This window comes from Ancylobacter mangrovi (assembly GCF_024752335.1).
Lineage (GTDB): Bacteria > Pseudomonadota > Alphaproteobacteria > Rhizobiales > Xanthobacteraceae > Ancylobacter > Ancylobacter mangrovi.
The window spans coordinates 327,876-346,541 of sequence record NZ_JANTHY010000006.1 but is presented as its reverse complement, the minus strand read 5'-3'; the positions used below and the strand labels follow the sequence as shown (position 1 = coordinate 346,541).

Sequence of the window (18,666 nt, the reverse complement as noted above, 5' to 3'; positions counted from 1 at the left end):
TCCTGGCCCCACATCCGCCCTCGGGGAGGCGCGGACGGTCATTCGGGACGACGGCGCCCGTATCCCGGCCGCCGTAACGGACCCCGTTGCGGCGATCCGTCCCTGCTCATGTAGTGTTGCCCATCGGCAACGGAAGGGGCGTTGAGGCAGGTCAAGCGCAGGATTTTTCGCCCCCATGCATCCCGCCCCCGGGACGGCGCCGGATCGGCTGCGGGCGGGACCTCAGTCGGCCGCCCGCGCGCCCGCCATCATGTAGTTCACCGACAGATCGCCCGACAGGCGCCAGCTATCGGCCAGCGGGTTGAACACGACGCCGGTGCGGTCCGTCACGCTCAGCCCGCCCGCCTTCAGCGCCGCCTTGAGTTCCTCGGGGGTCACGAACCTGTTCCAGTCATGCGTGCCGCGCGGCAGCCAGCCGAGCACGTATTCCGCGCCGACGATGGCCAGCGCGAAGGAGCGCTTGGTGCGGTTGAGCGTCGCCGCCACCATCAGCCCGCCCGGCTTCACCATCGAGGCGGCGCTGGCGATGAACAGGCCAACATCGGCCACGTGCTCCACCACCTCCATGCACAGCACGACGTCGAAGCGCTCGCCCGCTTCCGCCATCTCCTCGGCGGTGGTGGCGCGGTAGTCCACCGGCACGCCGCTCTCCTGCGCGTGCAGGGCGGCGATGCGGGTATTGCGCTCGGCCGGGTCGATGCCGACCACATCGGCCCCCATGCGGGCCAGCGGCTCGCTCAAAAGGCCGCCCCCGCAGCCGATGTCGATCAGCCGCAGCCCGTCCAGCGGCCGGATCGCCTTCGGGTCGCGGCCGAAATGGGCCACCAGCATCTCGCGCAGATAGGCCAGCCGCACCGGGTTGAACTTGTGCAGCACCCGCATCTTGCCGCGCGGATTCCACCACTCCTCCGCCAGCGCGGCGAAGCGTTCGACCTCGGCCGGATCGACGGTCGATGTGTGGGCGGCGCTGTTCTGCATGGTCCTGTTCCCGGTCCCGGGCCTTCGAGCGGGCCGTCCGCCGGTCCTCTTTCGATAAGCGTTCCAAGCGCGCGCGGCACCGTTGCGGGCCGGACGCGACGTCGATATGTATACGCGCCTTTTTGGCCGGGAGCCCACCTGTCTTGCCCGGCCGTCCATAGAATACGGTTACGGTTTCCCGCAATGGCACGTCTGGTGATGAAGTTCGGCGGCACCTCGGTCGCCAACATCGAGCGCATTCGCAACGTCGCGCGGCACGTCAAACGGGAGATCGAGGCCGGCAATCAGGTGGCGGTGGTCGTCTCCGCCATGGCCGGCAAGACCAACGAGCTCGTCGCCTGGTGCCGCGAGACCTCGAGCCTGTACGATTCGCGCGAATACGACGCCATCGTCGCCTCCGGCGAGCAGGTGACGTCCGGCCTGCTGGCGATCGCGCTGCAGGAGATGGGCGTGCCGGCCCGTTCCTGGCAGGGCTGGCAGCTTCCCATCGCCACCGATGAGGCCCATGGCTCGGCGCGAATCCTGTCGGTCAATGGCGACGAGATCGTCAAGGGCTTCGCCCGCGGCGAGGTCGCCGTCATCGCCGGCTTCCAGGGCATCCACGAGGCCACCGGGCGCATCGCCACGCTCGGGCGCGGCGGCTCGGATACCAGCGCGGTGGCGGTCGCCGCCGGCATCAAGGCCGACCGCTGCGACATCTACACCGACGTCGACGGCGTCTACACCACCGACCCGCGCATCGTCCCGAAGGCCCGGCGGCTGGACAAGATCGCCTTCGAGGAGATGCTGGAGATGGCCTCCCTCGGCGCCAAGGTGCTGCAGGTGCGCTCGGTCGAGATGGCCATGGTCCACAAGGTGCGCACCTTCGTGCGCTCCAGCTTCACCGATCCGGACGCGCCGGAACTGAAGACCGCCGGCGATCCGCCCGGCACCCTGATCTGCGACGAGGAGGAAATCGTGGAGAGTGAAGTCGTCACCGGCATCGCCTTCGCGCGGGACGAGGCACAGGTCAGCATCCGGCACGTGCCCGACAAGCCCGGCATCGCCGCGAACGTGTTCGTGCCGCTCGCCGACGCCAACATCAACGTCGACATGATCGTGCAGAACATCTCGGCCGAGGGCTTCACCGACATCACCTTCACCGTGCCCTCGACCGATTTCGAGCGCGCCAAGGCCGCGCTGGCCGGCGTGCGCGAGGAGATTGGCTACGGCAGCGTCGAGGGTGCGACCGACGTGGTGAAGATCTCGATCATCGGCATCGGCATGCGCAGCCATGCGGGCGTCGCGGCGCGGGCCTTCAAGGCCCTGTCGGAGCGCGGGATCAACATCCGCGCCATCTCGACCTCGGAGATCAAGATCTCGGTCCTGATCGACGCGGCCTATACCGAGCTTGCCGTTCGAACGCTCCATTCGGTATACGGGCTCGACGCCTGAGCTTCAGGCGCGAGGCCTGAGCAGGAGGCTCGGGCGAAAGGCCCGGGCGGGAGGCTCGGGCAAGCCGGCGCGGCAGCGAGCCTGCTCGATCCCGCGCCTTGACGACACCGATCCGGGGAGCGGCTCCCGGAAACCGAGGACGGCCCATGCGTGGCGCGCTCGGCGGCCCGCGCGTGCTATTGAGGCGTCTCCGCGAGGTCATGGCGGAGCCGGTCAGCGCGCAGGACCGCCTCGACAAGATCGTGGTTCTGATCGCGGCGAACATGGTGGCCGAGGTGTGCTCGGTCTACGTGCTGCGCGTCGACGGCACGCTCGAGCTCTACGCCACCGAAGGCCTGAACCGCACCGCGGTCCATCTCACCGTCATGCGCATCGACGAGGGCCTCGTCGGCACCGTGGCGCGCGAGGCGGAGCCGATCAGCCTGTCGAACGCGCAGGCCCACCCCGCCTATTCCTACCGTCCGGAAACAGGCGAGGAGATCTACCACTCCTTCCTCGGCGTGCCGATCCTGCGCGCTGGCAACACGCTCGGCGTGCTGGTGGTGCAGAACCGCGCCCGCCGCACCTATACCGAGGAGGAGATCGAGGCGCTGCAGACCACGGCGATGGTGCTCGCCGAGATCATCGCCTCGGGCGAGCTCACCGCGCTGGCCCCGCCGGGCGCCGAGCCCGCCGCCCGCCGCCCGCTGCACCTGTCGGGCCTCGCGCTGTCGGAAGGCATCGGCCTCGGCCACGTGGTGCTGCACGAGCCGCGAATCGAGGTGACCAAGGTCATCGCCGACGACCTGCCGGGCGAATTGAACCGCCTCGACGACGCGATCGAGACGCTGCGCTCCTCCATCGACAACATGCTGGAGGACGAGGGCGTAGCGCGGGTGGGCGAGCATCGCGAGATCCTCGAGGCCTACCGCATGTTCGCCCACGACCGGGGCTGGATCGCGCGCATGCGCGAGGCGGTGATGACCGGCCTCACCGCCGAGGGCGCGGTCGAGCGCGTGCAGTCGGACACCCGCGCGCGCATGCTGCGCATGACCGACCCGTATCTGCGCGAGCGCATGCACGACCTCGACGACCTGGCGAACCGCCTGCTGCGCCAGCTCGCCGGGCGCAGCTCCGGGCCGGAGCATATGTCGCTGCCCGAGAACGCCATCATCGTCGCCCGCAACATGAGCCCGGCGGCGCTGCTCGACTACGACCGCACCCGCATCCGCGGCATGGTGCTGGAGGAAGGCGCGGCGACGAGCCACCTCACCATCGTCGCCCGCGCGCTCGGCATCGCCGCGGTCGGCCATGTGGAGAACATCGTCGGGCTGGTCGACGCGGGCGACGCGATCATCGTCGACGGCGTCTCCGGCGAGGCGCATGTGCGCCCGCCCTCCGATGTCGAGGAGGCCTATGTCGAGAAGGTGCGCTTCCGCGCCAAGCGGCTGGAACAGTATGCCGCGCTGCGCGACGTGCCCTGCGTCACCCGCGACGGGGTGCCGATCGAGCTGCACCTGAACGCCGGCCTGCTGGTCGACCTGCCGCATATCGAGGAAACCGGCGCGGCGGGCATCGGCCTGTTCCGCACCGAGCTCCAGTTCATGATCGCCTCCGCCTTCCCGCGCACCAACGAGCAGCTCAAGCTCTACCGCGCGGTGCTCGACGCGGCGGAGGACCGGCCGGTCGTGTTCCGCACGCTCGACATCGGCGGCGACAAGGTGCTGCCCTATATGCGCGCCATCGAGGAGGAGAACCCGGCCCTCGGCTGGCGCGCCATCCGCCTCGGCCTCGACCGGCCCGGCCTGCTGCGCAGCCAGATCCGCGCGCTGCTGCGCGCCGCCACCGGGCGCGAGCTGCGGCTCATCTTCCCCATGGTCTCGGCGGTCGAGGAATTCGACAAGGCGCGCCACATCGTCGAGCGCGAGCTCACCCATCTGCGCCGCCACGGCCACGGCCTGCCCGAGCGGGTGCTGATCGGCGTGATGCTGGAAGTGCCGGCGCTGCTGTTCCAGCTCGACCAGCTTTTCGCGCGGGTGGACTTCGCCTCGGTCGGCTCCAACGACCTCGTGCAGTTCCTCTACGCGGCCGATCGCGGCAATGCCCGCGTCGCGGACCGCTTCGACCCGCTGGCCCCGCCCTCCATGCGCGCGCTGAAGCTGATCGCCGACAAGGCGAACACCTTCGGCAAGCAGGTGACGCTGTGCGGCGAGCTCGCCTCGCGCCCGCTGGAGGCGCTGGCGCTGGTGGCCATCGGCTATCGCAAGCTCTCGCTCTCGCCGGCCGCCTACGGCCCGGTGAAGGCGATGCTGCTGCAGCTCGATCTGGCCGCCGTCTCGGCGCTCGTCGCGCCGCTGCTCGACAGCGCGGCGGAGCCCGCCACTCTGCGGCCCCTGCTCAAGTCGTTCGCCGAGAAGAACGGCCTGCCGCTGTGACCATCGGTGATTGCCGTGACTGAACTGCCCGACGCCCGGCTCGACCAGCTTCTCGCGCGCCATGCCGAGATCGAGCATGCCCTCTCCGGCACGCCGGACGCGGACAGCTTCGTGCGGCTGTCGCGCGAATTCGCCGACCTCGCCCCGCTCGTCGCCAGCGTCAAGGCGCTGCGCGCCGCCCAGCGCGAGCTTCGCGACGCGCGCGCCCTCGCCGAGGACGCTTTGACCGACCGCGAGATGGCCGACCTCGCCGAGGAGGAGGCCGCCGAGCTCGAGGAGAAGGTCGAGGCGCTGGCCTACGAGGTGCGGCTCGCCCTGCTGCCCAAGGACGCGATGGACGAGCGCGGCGTCATCCTCGAGGTTCGCGCCGGCACCGGCGGCGACGAGGCGGCGCTGTTCGCCGGCGACCTGTTCCGCATGTATGAGCGCTTCGCCGCGCTCAACGGCTGGTCGGTTGAGGTGCTCTCGCTCACCGAGGGCGCGGCCGGCGGCTTCAAGGAGATTGTCGCCGCCCTCCATGGACGCGGCGCCTATGCGAAGCTGAAGTTCGAATCCGGTGTCCACCGCGTGCAGCGCGTGCCCGAGACCGAGGCTTCCGGGCGCATCCACACCTCCGCCGCCACCGTCGCGGTGCTGCCGGAGGTGGAGGAGGTCGACGTCGACATCAACGAGGCGGATCTGCGCATCGACGTGTTCCGCGCGTCCGGCGCCGGCGGCCAGCACGTGAACAAGACCGAGAGCGCGGTGCGCATCACCCACCTTCCCACCGGCGTGGTGGTCGCGGTGCAGGACGAGCGCTCCCAGCACAAGAACAAGGCCCGGGCCATGGCGCTGCTGCGCGCCAAGCTCTACGAGGCCGAGCGCGAGAAGCGCGATAGCGCCCGCGCCAGCGAGCGCAAGGTGCAGGTCGGCTCGGGCGACCGCTCCGAGCGCATCCGCACCTACAACTTCCCGCAGGGCCGCGTGACCGATCACCGCATCGGCCTCACCCTGCACAAGCTGCCGGACATCCTCGCCGGCGACGGGCTGGGCGAACTGGTCGACGCGCTGACCACCGAATACCAGGCCGCGCTGCTGGCGGAGGCCGAATCGGCCGGCTGGGGCGAACGGTGAGGACGCGGCGGTGAACTCCCGCGCCGACCTGCTCGGCGACACGGTGCGCCGTCTCGAGGCGGCGGGCATCGAAAATCCCGGGCGCGAGGCCCGCCACCTGATGCGCGCCGCCCTCGGCCTCTCCGATCTCGACCTCATCGCCCGCGCCGACGCCCCCGTCACTGCTGCCGACGCCGAGAAGCTGCGCACATGGACCAACCGCCGGGCGGCGGGCGAGCCGCTGGCGCGGCTGACAGGCACGCGCGAGTTCTGGAGCCTCGACTTCGCCCTCTCGCCTCAGACGCTGGTGCCGCGGCCGGAGACCGAGACCCTCATCGAGGCGGCGCTCGAAGTCTTCCCGGACCGGGCCGCGCCGCTGCGCCTGCTCGATCTCGGCACCGGCTCGGGGGCGATCCTCGCCGCGCTGCTCGCCGAATACCCAAACGCCACAGGCGTCGGCGTCGACCTGTCGGAGGGTGCGGCACGGCAGGCGCGGGAGAACCTCGCCCGGCTCGGCTTCGCCTCGCGCGCGGCGGTGCTGGTCGGGCGCTGGGCCGGGGCGCTCGGCGCCCGGTTCGACCTCGTCGTCTCCAACCCGCCCTATATCGCAGGTGCGGAAATCGGCGGGCTCGATATTGCGGTCCGCGCGCACGATCCCCATCTCGCTCTTGATGGCGGACCGGAGGGGCTAGATGCCTACCGCGCCATCGCCGATGCCCTGCCCGGCCTGCTCGTGCCCGGCGGGCGCGCGATACTCGAACTCGGGATCGGACAGGAGGCGGCGGTGGCCGAACTCCTTGCTGCGCGGGGTCTGCCTGCCGACGGCCCCGCCCGACGCGATCTCGCCGGGATCGCACGCGCACTCGTGACCCTGGCCCGCTGAGTTTATGGGCGGTGCGGCAAAAAAGGGCTTGGAAGGCCGTATCGAACCGATTAGTGTCCTCGACAGGAATCGACCCGAGACATCACCTGGCAGATATGTTCGATCGGCGGTCGCTCTCTTGAGTGATCCAGGTCACGTCTGACAGCAGCGCTGGGGCAGCGCGGTTGGTGTCTTTACGGGTGAATGCTTCACAGGTTTGTCGGTGCGGCCTTGGTTGCACGATGAAGCATGGGGTCGGCCCGGCGCGCAGGAAGCGTCGGCCGAATTCTCGGTCGGATGATCGTCGACCGGAATCGAACGTCATCGCAAGGCGGTGGCGGAGCATCCTCAAGGATGCGTTCCCATGGCACGAGGTCCGATGGTCGTCGCGACCAGCGGGACTTGCCGCGGCCACCGGCCCGGCCTGACCCGGTCTGCGACGACATATGGACGACGATTCCGCCGTTCCGGCATCTTCGATGGTAGCCCGTTCCGGGCTTTTTCCGGAGGAGACGAGGACGACGGCTTTTACGGCGATTGACACGCCCGTACCTGCGCCGACCCGGAATGATCCGGCAGGCGCCGTACCGGCACCAGAGACTAGCTCGATGCGAAATAACAATCAGCAGAAGCGTATGCGGGGCCGCAACAACAACCGGCGCAGCCAGAATCCGCTTACGCGCGTCTATGAGTCGAACGGCCCCGATGTGAAGGTGCGCGGTACCGCCCAGACCATCGTCGAGAAGTACCAGCAGCTCGCGCGCGACGCTCAGGCTTCCGGAGACCCGGTGGCGGCTGAGAACTACCTGCAGCACGCCGAGCACTATTATCGCATCATCGCGGCGGTCCAGGCGCAGTTCGGCGTTACGGCGCAGTCCTTCCAGCGCTCGGACGAGGATGACGAGTTCGACGAGAACGAGGAAGCCGGCGGCGGCGACGTCCAGCCCGCCTTCCAGTCCCGCGAGCCGCAGCACCAGCGCGAGGGCAATCAGCGCGAGAACCAGCGCGACTTCTTCCGCGACCGGCGCGACAATCGCGAGCGCGGCGGCCACGAGCGCAATCAGGACCGCCGGGACGGGCGCGAGGATCGCGGTCGTGACGAGCGTGGCCGTGACGATCGTGGCCGCGACGAAGGTGGCCGCGAGGAGCGTGCGGCGGGCGAGCAGCGCGGAGGCCGCTGGAACCGCGACAACCGCCCCTATCGCGAGCCGCGCGAGAACAATAGCGAGCCCTATCGCGACCCCGGCCAGCAGCCGCAGCCGCGGCTCGGCCCGGAGGTCGAATCCGAGATCGGGCTTCCCGCCTTCATCACCCAGAGCACGGGTGCCGCGAACGGCGCCGGCCCGCACGGGTCGGACGACAGCCAGCCGGCCGCCCGGACCGAGGCGGCGCCCCGCAGCGAGGCTCCCGAGCCGGCCAAGGCCGAGGCCCGCGCCGAACCCGCCGCCGAGGTAGCCCCGGCACCCGCGCCCCGCCGGACCCGCAAGACCGCGGCCGCCGCCGCTCCCGCGCCGGAAGCCCCGGCCGAGGAAGGCGAGGAAGCGGCCCGCGCCCCGCGCACCCGTCGCCGCCGCTACCGCCGCGCCGATGGCGAGACGGGCGAGGCCACGAACGCCAACGAGCCGGCAGAAGCCGGCGAGTGAGTGGGTCACAGGCGCGGCACGCACGCCGTCCGCGCCTCCCGCCTCCATACCGTGAAACGACAAAGGCCCGGCTCGGCCGGGCCTTTTGTTTTGGGAGATATGGGCCCGGCTCAGCCGGGTCTTTTTGCATTCGGGTAGGGCTTGGGCGGTCTCGGCCGGCCTTCTGTTTTCAGGGAGCCAAGGCCGGGTCCAGCCGGCTCTTTTGCTCTCGGAGAGATACGTCCAGCTCGGCCGGACTTCCTCATGTCGGGAGCGTCGCGCCGCCCCCGGGCCGCGCCTTACAGCCGCAGCCGTACCTCGTCGCCCTGGGCGAGCAGGCCGCCCTGCTCGATCTCGGCGAAGATGCCGCAGTCGGTGTGCCCGAAGCTGCGCATCAGCGTGCCCGGCAGATCCATGTCGCGCCGGGCCGTGGCCGGGTCCACATTGGTGGCGGCGCAGCGGAAGATGCGCTGCGTCACCTTCAGCCGCACATGGTTGCCGACCTCGATCGTGTGGCCGACGAGGTCGAACTCCTCCCACGGCTCGAGGCCATCGAGATAGAGATTGCCGCGGAAGCGCAGCGGATCGACCGGCGCCCCGACGATCTCGCCCAGAGCCCGGCAGCTCGCCAGGTTGATCAGCGAGACATAGCCCTCCGTCGTGTCGACGAAGCGGAAATTGTCCGGCGCCGGCAGCACCTTCGGCGCGCCGCGCAGCTCGTAGCGCGAATAGCGCTGGAAGAACGCCTCGATCGCCGCGCGCCCGGCCTCGGTATCGAGCTTGCCGCGCACCACCTCCGCGCCCTCGTGGCGGATGAAGAGCTCGTGCGTGGCGTCCTCGAAGCGCGCCTCGAGCGCGGCGAGACGCTCGTTCCGCATCAGCATCAGGAACTTGATCTTGGGCTGGAACGCGGGCGCCTCCGGCACGAAGCCGGATGGCCCGTTCTCGATCGCGTAGAGCCGGTCGCCGGGAAAGTAGCTCCCCGCCTCCAGCTCCACCACCTCCAGCCGCTCGGGCGTCAGCCCCTTCACCGGGTAGCGGTAGAGCGAGGCGATGGTCGCGAACGCGACCGGACCCGCCGGCGTCTCGGCGGGGGTGGGATTCTCGGTCTCCGGGGTCGAATCGTTCATCGCGTTCACCATATAGATTCGGCCATCGCCCGTCAGCGGCGCAGGATGGCGCAGACGCGAGCGTAGCGCCCGGTTGCTGCGCCGCCGCATTTTCCCCTTTTCCTTGCCGGGCGAATCCGTATCAATTCACACATATTTCCGCTCAGGAAATGGCAAGGAGGGGGTCATGCCGCGGCTCTTCACCGCCCTCGAAATTCCGTCGGACATCGCCGAAGGCCTGTCGATGCTGCGCGGCGGCCTGCCCGGCGCGCGCTGGATAAGCCCGGAATTCTACCACGTCACCCTGCGCTTCATCGGCGACGTCGACCACGCCGTCGCCCGCGACGCGGCGGCGGCGCTGGACGAGATCGACCATTTCAGCTTCGAGGTGACGCTGGCCGGCGTCGACCAGTTCGGCAACCACAAGCCGCGCGCCATCTTCGCCGGGGTGAAGGCGAACCAGGCGTTGACCGACCTGCAGGCCGAGCACGAGCGGGCGATGAAGCGCATCGGCCTGCCGCCGGAAGGGCGCAACTTCCGCCCCCACGTCACGCTGGCGCGGCTGCGCGACGTGGCGCCCCGGCAGGTGGCGGAATATCTCGCCCTGCGCGGCTATTTCCGCAGCCCCGCCTTCCCGGTCTCACGCTTCGTGCTGTTCTCCTCGCGCGATTCCGTCGGTGGCGGCCCCTACCGGGTCGAGGCCGCCTACCCGCTGATGTGACGCGCTATTGAACACGCGCGCGCATGTGACCATCTCTTCCCCGAGGAGACGATGATGGCCACGCCCTTCGACGAGACCTTCGACTTCGACGCCGCCACCGGCGATGCCGAGGACAATGAGCGCAAGGTGCGCGCCGGCTTCTGGAAGAAGCTCGGTTCCGGCGCCTCGCGCCTGCCCTTCGCCGAGGAGGCGACGGCCGCTTATTACTGCGCGCTCGACAGCGCCACGCCGACCCGTGTGCGGGTGCTTCTGTTCGGCGCGCTCGCCTATTTCCTGCTGCCCACCGACGCCGTTCCGGACCTGTTTCCCGTCCTCGGATTCACCGATGACGCGGCCGTGATCGCGGCGACGCTGAACATGCTGGCGGGCCACGTCACCCCCGCCCACCGGGAAGCGGCACGCGCCGCGCTCGACCGGATCCGCGCCCGCTAAGGGCTCAGCGTCGATTCCCCAGCGTTAACAGGGCGTTCACCATATCGTTGATTTGCCGCCAACACGCCGCCATTTGATCGGCAAAGCGCTTCGTTTGCGGCTCGAAGGGTTCACAGCCGCCGACCGGGCGGATATCCCTGTAGCGGCTTGTCTGGGGAATCGATTGCGCCCGCATGGGGCGAAAACTCAACTTGGGAGAAGAGACCATGGCACGACGCATCGTGCGCGCGGCACTCGCCGGCTTGGTTCTGGCACTCGTAGGCGCAACCGGCGCCAGCGCTCAAGGTGCGCCGAAACTCGTCGGCCAGTTCGGCGACTGGGGTGTCTATGTGGACACCAGCGGCAAGGGCAAGATCTGCTATGCGCTTTCGCAGCCCAAGGCCCGGCTCCCGGCCGGTCTGAACCGCGACCCGGCCTACTTCTTCATCAGCACCCGCACCGCGGAGAACGTGAAGAACGAGGTCAGCGTGGTGGTCGGCTTCCCGCTGAGGGAAGGCACGGACGCCAATATCGACATCGGCGGCACCGCCTTCGATCTCTACACCCGCGGCTCCGGCGCCTGGGTGCGCAACGTCGCGGAGGAGGCCAAGCTCGTCGATGCCATGAAGCGCGGCAGCGACCTCACCTTCAAGAGCACCTCGTCGCGCGGCAACGTGACCACCGACCGCTACTCGCTGAGCGGCGTCACCGCGGCGATCGACCGCGCCGCGCAGGAATGTCGCTGACGGGCCGGCCCGGCTCGCATTATCATGGCGGGCATGGACGGGAGCGCCGCGCGGCGCTTCCGTCGCCTCGCCTGCAGAACCAAGGCCTGCTCGCCCATCCGACACGAGGAGTGACATGCCTGTCGAACTGCGCCTGATCCCCTGCCTCGCCGACAATTACGCCGTGCTGCTGCGCGACCCCGCGACAGAAGCAACGGCCGTGGTGGACGCCCCGGAAGTGGCGCCGATCCTGGCGGCGCTGGAGCGCGAGAACTGGGACCTCACCCATATTCTCGTCACCCATCACCACACCGACCACACCGCCGGCATCGAGGCGCTCAAAGCCCGCTTCGGCGCCACCGTGATCGGCCCCGGCGCCGAGCGCGACTCGATCCCCGGGCTCGACTTCACCCTGGTCGACGGCGACCCGGTGGCGGTCGGCGGCCTGGTCGGGCGGGCGATGGAGACGCCGGGCCACACCAAGGGCCACATCGTGTTCCTGTTCGAGGACGAGCGCCTGCTGTTCTCGGGCGACACGCTCTTCGTCATGGGCTGCGGGCGCCCCTTCGAGTGCGATCCGCCGGTGCTGTGGGAATCGCTGCTGCGCCTGCGCGCCCTGCCCGACGACATCAAGGTCTATTGCGGGCACGAATACACGCTCTCCAACGCCCGCTTCGCCGCCAGCGTCGACCCGGACAACGCCGCCCTTGCCGCCCGGCTGAAGGAGGTGGAGGAGTTGCGTGCCGCCGGCAAGCCGACCCTGCCGACCACGATCGGCGCGGAGAAGGCGACCAATCCCTTCATGAAGGCGGACGATCCCGAGCTCGCCGCCCGCATCGGCCTGCCCGGCGCCGACCCCGGCGCAGTGTTCACCGAGCTGCGCAACCTGAAGAACAGCTTCCGGGGCTGAGCGATGGACCTGTCCGGCCTCACCGCGCGCGAGATCGTGGCCCGCCTCGGCCTCCAGCCGCACCCCGAGGGCGGGCATTTCCGCGAGACCTTCCGCGACGCCCACCGCACGGCGGAGGGGCGCGCCGTGTCGACCGCGATCTATTTCCTGCTCGCGGCGGGGGAGACCTCGCACTGGCACCGCGTCGACGCGGTCGAGATCTGGCACTGGTACGCCGGCGCGCCGCTCGAATTGCTGATCGCCGAGGACCAGGCCGACCCGGCGGTGAACTACCGGCTCGGGCCGGACCTCCTCAACGGGCAGGAGCCGCAGCGCGTGGTGCCGCACGGCGCCTGGCAGTCGGCGCGCAGCCTCGGCGAATGGACGCTGGTGGGCTGCACGGTCGCGCCCGGCTTCGAGTTCGCCGGCTTCGAGCTCGCCGCGCCCGGCTGGTCGCCGGGCTAAGGATCAGCGGCGCGCCAGCAGCGTCGCCACCGCCGCACCGCCGACGATGAGGGCGCAGGCGAGCGCCAGCGACCAGCTCGCCGCGGCGAATCCGGCCGCGATCAGCAGCAGCGTGGACAGCACCGGCGCCGCATAGGAGGCGACGCCGAGCAGGCGGATGTCGCCGCGCTTCATGCCGATGTCCCACGTATAGAAGGCTATGCCGACCGGGCCGATGCCGAGCGCCAGCACGGCGAGCCACTCCTGCGCCCCGTTCGGCCAGATCGCCGGCTCGAACAGCAGGTGGCACGGTACGGAGAGCACCGCCGTGGCGAGGCAGAAGCCGGCGACGACCTCGGTCGGCACGCTCTCGAAGCGGCGCGAGGCGACCGAATAGACCGACCACACCACCGCACACACACCCGCCGCCGCGTAGCCGGGCAAATAGTCCGGCGAGAAGCCGAGCCCGCCGGCGCGCGCGCCGAGCAGCACGACGGTGCCCGCGAGCCCCATCAGCGCGCCCGCGACATGGGCGACGCGCAGCCGCTCGCCCGGCAGGAAGGCCGAGAGCAGGACGATCAGCAGCGGCCAGAGATAGGCGATCAGCCCGGCCTCAGCCGGCGGGGCGAGCTTCAGCGCCGAGAAATAGAAGAAGTGGTAGCCGAACAGCCCGCCCACCCCGTGCAGCCAGACCGGCCAGGGCTGGCGGAACACGCCAAGCCCAACCCCGCGCATCAGCCCCGCCAGCAGGCCGACCGAGCCGCCGATGGCGAAGGTGAGCGCGGTCAGCAGGAAAGGCGGCACGGCGCCGGTCGCCGAGGTGGCGAGCGCGAGCGTCGACCAGAGCAGGATGGCGGTAAGGCCCGTGAGGGTGGCGGCTTTGCGGGACATGGGATGCGGCAGCGGGAATGAGGCTCCCGCTTAGCCCAATTCGACGGGGCGCGCATCCGCGAAGATGGTCGCCCGGCCCCGCGCAGGCTGGAGGCAGGGGCTCACCCGCGCCAAGGGCTGGCGTGCGGGCTCACGCCGCCCTCCCCGGCGGCCCGCCGGCCGCGCGCCGCCTCTCAGCGATCCGGCGCCAGCGCCGGCGTCAGCTCATGTACTGGCCGCCATTGGCGCTCAGCGTCGAGCCGGTGATGAAGCCCGCCTCGTCGGCGACCAGGAACACCACGCAGCGCGCGACCTCTTCCGGCTCGCCGAGCCGGCCGGTCGGGATCAGCGGCAGCACCCGCTTCTCCAGCACGTCCTGCGGCATGGCGCGCACCATCTCCGTGCCGATATAGCCCGGGCAGATCGCGTTCACCGTGATGCCCTTGATCGCGTTCTCCTGCGCCAGCGCCTTGGTGAAGCCGATCTCGCCCGCCTTGGCGGCGCAGTAGTTGGTCTGCCCCATCTGACCCTTCTGGCCGTTGATCGAGGAGATCGTCACGATGCGGCCGAAGCCGCGCTCACGCATGCCCTCGATCACGTTGCGGCACATGTTGAACACCGAATTGAGGTTGGTGTTGATCACCGAGTGCCACTGCTCGGGGCCCATCTTGTGCAGCATGCCGTCGCGGGTGATGCCGGCATTGTTGACCAGCACCTCGACCGGGCCGAGCTGTTCGGTGACCTGCGCGATGCCCGCCTTGCAGGCCTCGAAGTCGGACACGTCCCATTTGAAGGTGGGGATCCCGGTCTCGGCCGAGAAGGCGGCGGCCGCCTCAGCGTTCCCGGCGTAGTTGGCGGCGACGCTGTACCCGGCGGCCTTCAAGGCCTTGCACACGGCCGCCCCGATCCCACGGGTGCCGCCGCTGACCAACGCAACTCGACTCATCTCACGCCCCTCTGGTTTCCGTCCCAAAAGCTACGACGGCTTCTACGTCGTTTTTATTGAGCGACGATACGGGTTTAGTACATAGCCCGCTCGTCTTTTCCCAAGGGAGATACGGCCGCCCCGCTGGCGATAAGGGGCGGCCGGTCGTCGTCAGTCGCGCTCGACGCACATGGCGATGCCCATGCCGCCGCCGATGCAAAGCGTGGCGAGCGCCTTCTTGGCGTCGCGCTTCTGCATCTCGTAGAGCAGCGTGGTCAGCACGCGCGCGCCGGAGGCGCCGATCGGATGGCCGAGCGCGATCGCCCCGCCATTGACGTTGACCTTGGAGGTGTCCCAGCCGAGGTCCTTGTTCACGGCGCAGGCCTGGGCGGCGAAGGCCTCATTGGCCTCGATCAGATCGAGGTCGGCGGCGCTCCAGCCGGCCTTCTCCAGCGCGCGGCGCGAGGCCGGGATCGGCCCGGTGCCCATGATCGAGGGATCGACGCCCGCCTGCGCCCAGGAGACGATGCGCGCCAGCGGCGTCTTGCCGGCGCTGGCGGCCTTGGCGGCGGTCATCAGCACGATGGCCGCGGCGCCGTCATTGATGCCCGAGGCGTTGCCCGCGGTCACCGTGCCGTCCTTGGCGAAGGCCGGGCGCAGCTTGGCCATGGCGTCGATCGTGGCGCCGTGGCGGGGATATTCGTCGTCGGCGACCACGATGTCGCCCTTGCGGGTGGAGATGGTCACCGGGGCGATCTCGTCCTTGAAGCGCCCGGACTTCTGCGCCGCCTCGGCCTTGTTCTGCGAGCCGACCGCGAACTCGTCCTGCTGCTCGCGGGTGATCTGCCACTGGCGCGCGACGTTCTCGGCCGTCATGCCCATGTGATAGCCGTTGAAGGCGTCCCACAGGCCATCCTTGATCATGGTGTCGACCATCTCGAGGCTGCCCATCTTGGTGCCGGAGCGCAGATGCGCGCAGTGCGGCGCCTGGCTCATCGATTCCTGGCCGCCGGCGACGACGATCTCGCTGTCGCCGTTCATCAGCGCCTGGTAGCCGAGCGCGACCGAGCGCAGGCCCGAGCCGCAGAGCTGGTTCACGCCCCAGGCCGGGCTGCCGACCGGGATGCCGGCGGCGATCGACGCCTGGCGCGCGGGGTTCTGCCCCTCACCCGCGGTGAGGATCTGCCCCATGATCGTCTCGCTCACCTCGTCGGGCGCGACGCCGGCGCGGTTCAGCGCTTCCTGGATCGCCACCTTGCCCAGCTCGTGGGCCGGCAGAGACGAGAGCGCACCGTTGAAGGCGCCGACCGGCGTGCGCGCCGCGCCGACGATGACAATGTCGTCTTTCATGAATGACGTCCTCCGCTAGGTCGGGCTCGGCGCCTGCCGATCGTCGCCAGGCGCGCCGTTCGCCTCTGAAATGTGCCGTCATCGTTGTTGGCGCAACTGACACATGTCAATGGCGCCGCAGATTCCGCGCCGAATATTGCCCGAAGGCCGACCGGACCATGCCGTTCGCTGCGTCAGAGCGCCTGCACAATCCTGTAGCCGGGGGATTTGAAACGTCCTAGAGTTTTCAATGGGAAACGAGCAAGGCGACCGGATCACAATGGCAAAATCCAACGAACCCGTCACCATCAAGAAATATGCGAACCGCCGTCTCTACAATACCGGCACCAGCACCTATGTAACGCTGGAAGACCTGGCGCAGATGGTCAAGAACGGTGAGGACTTCGTCGTCTACGACGCCAAATCATCGGAAGACATTACGCATTCGGTACTGACGCAGATCATCTTCGAGCAGGAAGGCAAGGGGCAGAATCTGCTGCCGATCAACTTCCTGCGCCAGATCATCCGTTTTTACGGTGACAGCATGCAGATGCTGGTTCCCCGATACCTCGACATGTCGATCGAGAATTTCGCCAAGGAGCAGGCCACCCTGCGCGAGCAGTTCTCCAAGACCTTCGGAGTCGGCGGCTTCGGGGTGATGGAGGATCAGGTGCGGCGCAACATGGAAATCTTCGACCGCGCCTTCAAGATGTTCCTGCCCAATGGCCGCGGCGAGGAAGCGACGCCCGCCACGCCGGCCGCCGCCGCGGCGGCCAAGCCGGACGATTTCGACGAGTTGAAGCGCCAGGTCGCCGACATGCAGAAGCGCCTCGACAAGCTGGGCGAGACCCCCAAGGAATAGAAGCGGAAGCGGCCGGACGCCGGCAGGCGTCCGGCGGTTCGTTCCGCCGATGGCGACAGGCGCGCGGCAAGGCGGGACCGCGTTCGGGCGCCTTCCCTTCCGGCGCGCCGGCCCGCTCAGCTCGCGGGCGGCGGGTTCGGGATCGGGCGCTCGCTGGCGAGCCCGATGAGCTGGCCCTGAAGATAGGTGCAGCCCCAGTCGACGAGCTGCCGGCCGGTGGCCTCGTCGATCACCCATTCGGCGACCGTCTCGATGCCGAGATTGCCGGCGAGCTCCAGCAGCGAGCGCACGAAGTGCCGGTCGTCCGCCGACTGCATCATGGTGCAGATGAAGCTGCCGTCGATCTTCAGATAATCGACGTCGAGCCGGCGCAGGTTGCGGAACGAGGTGTAGCCGGCGCCGAAATCGTCCATCGCCACCTGCGCGCCGAGGCTGTGCAGCCAGTGCACCCGCCGGCGCATCGCCTCGATGTCGGCGATGGTCGCGCTCTCGGTCAGCTCGACGATCACGCGCTCGGCAAGCCCCGCCTGCGCGCCCTCCTCCATCAGCTCCAGCCAGACACCGTCATGGATGGTGGCCGGCGAGACGTTGACCGAGAGCCGCAGCTCGGGATCATCGGTCAGCGCCGCCAGCGCCAGTTCCAGCGAGCGGCGGTCGAGCAGCCGGGTGAGCCCGAACCGGTCCGCGGCGGGAATGATGGCGGCGCCGTCGAACACCTGCCCGTCGCGGCCGGTGATCCGCACCAGGCATTCATGGAAGGCGATACGCCGGCTCACGCCCTCGGCGATCGGCTGGAACGCCAGCGACACCCGCCGGTCGGCCAGCGCGGAGACGATGTCGTCGGCGAAATGCAGGTTGGCGCGCCGCTCCGCCGCGCGGTCGAAGCTCGGCGCGTAGAGCTCGACGCCACCGCGCACCGCCTCGCGCGCGCTGTGGAGCGCATCCTGGGCCCGGGCGAAGATCTCCTCCACGCTGCGCGCCTGGCGCGGCGCGATCAGCCCACCCGCGGTGACGGAGGCGGCGACCGCGCCGGCGCTGGTGCGCGGCGGCGTCGCGTTCACCGAGGCGACGATCTGCTCGAGCGCGCCGACGAAGCCGTCCATCGGCCGACCCCTGACGATCAGCCCGAACTTGCTGCCCGAGAAGCGCGCCAGCTCGTCGCTTGGCTCGATCCGCGCGCGCAGACGCATGAACATGATGTCGATGACTTCGTCGGCGGTGTGGAAGCCATAGGCATCGTTGAGCTGGCCGAGATGGTCGAGCCCGATCAGCGCAAAGCCGAACTCACCGCCCTCGCCCAGCACGCGGACGAGGTTCTGCTCCAGCAGCGTGGCGAGGCGCTGGCGGTCCGGCTGTACGGCGAGTGCACCTTCCGCACCGTCGCGCACCGGGCGTCCGCTGGAGAGCCGCCGCAGCAGGCCGTCGACCCGCACGAGACGGCCCTCGGCGTCGAAATGGCCGATGCCGCGATCCTCCACCCACAACCGGCCGAGCTCGGTGTCCGGCGGCAGGTCGAGGCAGTAGCTGGTCTCGAACCGTGCCGCCCCAGGCGAATGCGCGGGCGCCGCGACCTGAGCCGCCTCGAAGCGGCTGGCGCCGGAACCGGTGGCGATCAGCCGCGCGAAGTCGCGCCCGCTGAGCGACCAGGCGAGACGCTCCGGGCCGAGCAGGCCGGCGGCGCAGGAACTCCAGGTGACGCGGTCGTCCTCCAGCGTCCAGCGATAGGCGACACCTTCCAGCCCGCGCAAGATGTCGGCGACCGTCTCCGGCAGCAGCTCTTCGGTTGGCCCGATCTCGGGCGATCGTGTCTTCTGGCCGGCGGACGAGGGCGGCGAACCATTCTCAGACATGGCGCACCCCGGCTTGGCGCACCCGAGCATGGCGCATCTCTGCATGGCGCACCCATGGGCCGGGGTCGGGCGGAAGCGTCATGAGCGGGACTCTACATCAACTGGAACGGCGGGGCTCGGGTCGGCGCG

General features: G+C 69.6%; 17 protein-coding genes. 11 read left to right on the top strand and 6 right to left on the bottom strand.

Annotated features, from left to right (window positions below; genetic code table 11):
* Positions 1-222: 222 nt before the first annotated feature.
* Positions 223-978 carry a bifunctional 2-polyprenyl-6-hydroxyphenol methylase/3-demethylubiquinol 3-O-methyltransferase UbiG gene (gene ubiG, locus NVS83_RS17025; protein WP_258740365.1) on the bottom strand — a complete coding sequence of 252 codons (756 nt, stop codon included), beginning with the start codon at positions 976-978 and terminating at the stop codon, positions 223-225.
* A 183-nt stretch (positions 979-1,161) separates the two neighbouring features.
* On the opposite strand from ubiG, the gene NVS83_RS17020 reads away from it, so the two are divergent.
* The 5 genes from NVS83_RS17020 to NVS83_RS17000 all read left to right on the top strand — a co-directional run bounded on the left by NVS83_RS17020 (position 1,162) and on the right by NVS83_RS17000 (position 8,423).
* The gene (locus NVS83_RS17020) at positions 1,162-2,412 is read left to right on the top strand and encodes an aspartate kinase (RefSeq protein WP_258734496.1); all 1,251 of its coding nucleotides are present in this window, start codon (positions 1,162-1,164) and stop codon (positions 2,410-2,412) included.
* 146 nt (positions 2,413-2,558) lie between these two features.
* Positions 2,559-4,826 carry a phosphoenolpyruvate--protein phosphotransferase gene (gene ptsP / locus NVS83_RS17015; protein WP_258740364.1) on the top strand — a complete coding sequence of 756 codons (2,268 nt, stop codon included), beginning with the start codon at positions 2,559-2,561 and terminating at the stop codon, positions 4,824-4,826.
* Between the two features lie 15 nt (positions 4,827-4,841).
* Positions 4,842-5,939: a peptide chain release factor 1 gene (gene prfA / locus NVS83_RS17010; RefSeq protein ID WP_258740363.1), complete on the top strand. Its 1,098-nt coding sequence runs from the start codon at positions 4,842-4,844 to the stop codon at positions 5,937-5,939.
* A 10-nt stretch (positions 5,940-5,949) separates the two neighbouring features.
* Positions 5,950-6,801: a peptide chain release factor N(5)-glutamine methyltransferase gene (gene prmC / locus NVS83_RS17005; RefSeq protein WP_258740362.1), complete on the top strand. Its 852-nt coding sequence runs from the start codon at positions 5,950-5,952 to the stop codon at positions 6,799-6,801.
* Between the two features lie 587 nt (positions 6,802-7,388).
* Positions 7,389-8,423, top strand: coding sequence for a DUF4167 domain-containing protein (locus tag NVS83_RS17000; protein ID WP_258740361.1), 1,035 nt, complete (start codon positions 7,389-7,391; stop codon positions 8,421-8,423).
* A 278-nt stretch (positions 8,424-8,701) separates the two neighbouring features.
* Here the strand turns inward: NVS83_RS17000 and NVS83_RS16995 are convergent, their stop codons facing one another.
* Entirely contained in the window at positions 8,702-9,532 is an 831-nt protein-coding gene (locus NVS83_RS16995; RefSeq protein WP_258740360.1) for an MOSC domain-containing protein, read from the bottom strand.
* Positions 9,533-9,698: 166 nt separating this feature from the next.
* Here NVS83_RS16995 and thpR point away from each other — a divergent pair, with 166 nt between their 5' ends.
* The 5 genes from thpR (at position 9,699) to NVS83_RS16970 (ending at position 12,722) form a co-directional block, all read left to right on the top strand.
* Positions 9,699-10,232: an RNA 2',3'-cyclic phosphodiesterase gene (gene thpR, locus NVS83_RS16990; protein WP_258740359.1), complete on the top strand. Its 534-nt coding sequence runs from the start codon at positions 9,699-9,701 to the stop codon at positions 10,230-10,232.
* A gap of 54 nt (positions 10,233-10,286) precedes the next feature.
* Positions 10,287-10,664 carry a YkvA family protein gene (locus NVS83_RS16985; protein WP_258734503.1) on the top strand — a complete coding sequence of 126 codons (378 nt, stop codon included), beginning with the start codon at positions 10,287-10,289 and terminating at the stop codon, positions 10,662-10,664.
* A 206-nt stretch (positions 10,665-10,870) separates the two neighbouring features.
* Entirely contained in the window at positions 10,871-11,389 is a 519-nt protein-coding gene (locus tag NVS83_RS16980) for an invasion associated locus B family protein (RefSeq protein WP_258740358.1), read from the top strand.
* 115 nt (positions 11,390-11,504) lie between these two features.
* Positions 11,505-12,278 (top strand): hydroxyacylglutathione hydrolase, encoded by a 774-nt coding sequence (gene gloB, locus NVS83_RS16975; RefSeq protein WP_258740357.1) that lies wholly within the window; start codon positions 11,505-11,507, stop codon positions 12,276-12,278.
* Between the two features lie 3 nt (positions 12,279-12,281).
* The gene (locus NVS83_RS16970) at positions 12,282-12,722 is read left to right on the top strand and encodes a cupin domain-containing protein (RefSeq protein ID WP_258740356.1); all 441 of its coding nucleotides are present in this window, start codon (positions 12,282-12,284) and stop codon (positions 12,720-12,722) included.
* Between the two features lie 3 nt (positions 12,723-12,725).
* Here the strand turns inward: NVS83_RS16970 and yddG are convergent, their stop codons facing one another.
* The 3 genes from yddG to NVS83_RS16955 all read right to left on the bottom strand — a co-directional run bounded on the left by yddG (position 12,726) and on the right by NVS83_RS16955 (position 15,846).
* On the bottom strand, positions 12,726-13,592 hold the full coding sequence (gene yddG / locus NVS83_RS16965; RefSeq protein WP_258740355.1) for an aromatic amino acid exporter YddG: 867 nt from the start codon (positions 13,590-13,592) through the stop codon (positions 12,726-12,728).
* A 199-nt stretch (positions 13,593-13,791) separates the two neighbouring features.
* The gene (gene phbB, locus NVS83_RS16960) at positions 13,792-14,517 is read right to left on the bottom strand and encodes an acetoacetyl-CoA reductase (RefSeq protein ID WP_258734508.1); all 726 of its coding nucleotides are present in this window, start codon (positions 14,515-14,517) and stop codon (positions 13,792-13,794) included.
* Between the two features lie 150 nt (positions 14,518-14,667).
* Entirely contained in the window at positions 14,668-15,846 is a 1,179-nt protein-coding gene (locus tag NVS83_RS16955; protein ID WP_258734509.1) for an acetyl-CoA C-acetyltransferase, read from the bottom strand.
* A 259-nt stretch (positions 15,847-16,105) separates the two neighbouring features.
* Between NVS83_RS16955 and phaR the strand changes: the two genes are divergently transcribed.
* Positions 16,106-16,687, top strand: coding sequence for a polyhydroxyalkanoate synthesis repressor PhaR (gene phaR / locus NVS83_RS16950; protein ID WP_258734510.1), 582 nt, complete (start codon positions 16,106-16,108; stop codon positions 16,685-16,687).
* A gap of 116 nt (positions 16,688-16,803) precedes the next feature.
* Here phaR and NVS83_RS16945 read toward each other — a convergent pair whose 3' ends face one another.
* The gene (locus tag NVS83_RS16945; RefSeq protein WP_258740354.1) at positions 16,804-18,537 is read right to left on the bottom strand and encodes a GGDEF and EAL domain-containing protein; all 1,734 of its coding nucleotides are present in this window, start codon (positions 18,535-18,537) and stop codon (positions 16,804-16,806) included.
* Between the last annotated feature and the right edge of the window lie 129 nt (positions 18,538-18,666).